The organism is Microbacterium sp. H6 (genome assembly GCF_003314775.1).
In the GTDB taxonomy this organism is placed as follows: Bacteria; Actinomycetota; Actinomycetes; order Actinomycetales; family Microbacteriaceae; genus Microbacterium; species Microbacterium oxydans.
This window is the reverse complement of sequence record NZ_QOAY01000180.1, coordinates 1-1,746: the sequence shown is the minus strand read 5'-3', so window position 1 is coordinate 1,746 and position 1,746 is coordinate 1. Positions and strand designations below refer to the sequence as shown.

General features: G+C 72.2%; 3 protein-coding genes. All 3 read left to right on the top strand.

The window, feature by feature from the left end:
- Positions 1-268: hypothetical protein (locus tag DSP71_RS11545; protein ID WP_113681153.1), on the top strand; the 268-nt coding region annotated here is incomplete at its 5' end.
- Positions 269-287: 19 nt separating this feature from the next.
- Complete coding sequence (locus DSP71_RS11540; RefSeq protein ID WP_005049587.1) at positions 288-917, top strand: TlpA disulfide reductase family protein; 630 nt, start codon at positions 288-290, stop codon at positions 915-917.
- Positions 917-1,645 (top strand): cytochrome c biogenesis CcdA family protein, encoded by a 729-nt coding sequence (locus DSP71_RS11535; protein WP_005049586.1) that lies wholly within the window; start codon positions 917-919, stop codon positions 1,643-1,645. Before DSP71_RS11540 ends, DSP71_RS11535 begins: the two co-directional genes overlap by 1 nt.
- The last annotated feature ends 101 nt before the right edge of the window (positions 1,646-1,746 follow it).

Genomic DNA, 1,746 nt, shown 5'->3' with positions numbered 1-1,746 from the left:
CCCCCCCCCCCGCCCCGCCCCAGCTGAGGACCCGCAACGCGCCTGGCGGCGACACCGCCTGCTCGTCCGGGTCGGCCAGGCCCTGATGGCCGCCGGCGCGATCGTCGCGATCATCCACTGGCTCGCGCACCTGGAAGTGTTCGGCCCCGGCCAGCCCTCCGGCTGGCTCGACCTGGTCGCCGGGTACCCGACCGGGGCGCTGCTGCTGATCACCGGCGCCATCCTCGCCGGCCGCCGCCGCCCCACCAGCAAGAGCACGAACACCTGACCGACCGGAGTGATCCCGCATGCGCACCCCCACCACCCTGACACGCCCACCCCGCCGCGCCGTCACCGCCGCCGCGGTCGCCGTGTTCGGCGCGCTCGTCCTGCTTCTGGCCGGGTGCACCGCCCAGACGCCCGGCCTGTTGTCCTCCTCCCCGTCCCCGGGGTATCTGTCCGCGGACGAGACCGTGCGGGAGATCCCCGCCGACCAGCGCGACGACCCGGTCACCTTCACCGGCACCACCGACACCGGGGAGCAGGCGGATTCCACCGCGTGGGCGGGTTCGGTCGTTGTGGTGAACTTCTGGTACGCCGCCTGCCCGCCCTGCCGTGCCGAAGCGCCCGACCTGGAAGCCCTCGCCCAGACCTACCAGCCCGACGGTGTCGTGTTCATCGGCGTCAACGTGCGCGACAGCGCCGACACCGCCGCCGCGTTCGAGAACCAGTTCGGCATCACCTACCCGTCGATCCTGGACGCCACCACCGGCACGGTGCAAGCCGCGTTCGCCGGGAAAGCCGCCCCCGGCGCCGTGCCCACCACAATCGTCCTGGACCGCACCGGCCGGATGGCCGCCCGCATCATCGGGCAACTGCCTACCCGCACCACCCTCGCCGCCCTCATCGACACCGTCCTCGCCGAGACGAGCCCCTGATGGGGGAGATCATCACCGCCGGCAGCATCTGGGCCGCCCTCCCCCTAGCCCTCCTCGCCGGGCTGGTGTCCTTCGCCTCCCCCTGCGTGCTCCCCCTCGTGCCCGGCTACCTCGGCTACCTCACCGGCACCACCACCACCGCGGGGGTCTCCCGGTGGCGGGCGCTGGCCGGGACCGGACTGTTCACCCTCGGCTTCTCCGTCCTGTTCATCGGCTACGGGGCCGCGTTCGGCGCCCTGGGGGCCTGGCTCATCCGCTGGCAAGATCTCCTCACCCGCATCCTCGGGATCGTGGTCCTGCTGATGGGGCTCGTGTTCCTCGGCGTGTTCCGGCTCTTCCAACGCACCGCGAAACCCGCCATCCACCCACCCAGCGGGCTGGCCGGAGCTCCCCTGCTCGGCATCGCGTTCGGGCTCGGCTGGACCCCGTGCCTGGGCCCCACCCTCGCCGCGATCTCCGCCCTCAGCCTCACCACCGGCAACCCCGCCCGCGGCGCCCTCCTCGCCGTCACCTACTGCCTGGGCCTGGGGTTGCCCTTCATCGCCGCCGCCGCCGGCCTGAACTGGGCCACCGGAAGCATCACGTTCCTGCGCCGCCACATCCGCACCATCAACATCACCGGCGGGGTCCTCATGATCGCCACCGGCATCGCGATGATCAGCGGAGCCTGGACACTCCTCACCTCCAGCATCCAGAACCTCATCGGAGCCACCGTGCTCCCCCTCTAACACACCTCTAACACCCCGCTGCCGCCGGGAGCGGGGCCATGGCGTTAGCCGCCAGGGCCGGACCGGCTCCCTGCCGCATCACAGAAAGGACAGACCATGCG

What these genes read in the sequence shown, in the direction of transcription:
- DSP71_RS11540 (WP_005049587.1), top strand. Translation starts at nt 288, where the DNA reads ATGCGCACCCCCACCACCCTGACACGCCCACCCCGCCGCGCCGTCACC.
- DSP71_RS11535 (WP_005049586.1), top strand. Translation starts at nt 917, where the DNA reads ATGGGGGAGATCATCACCGCCGGCAGCATCTGGGCCGCCCTCCCCCTA.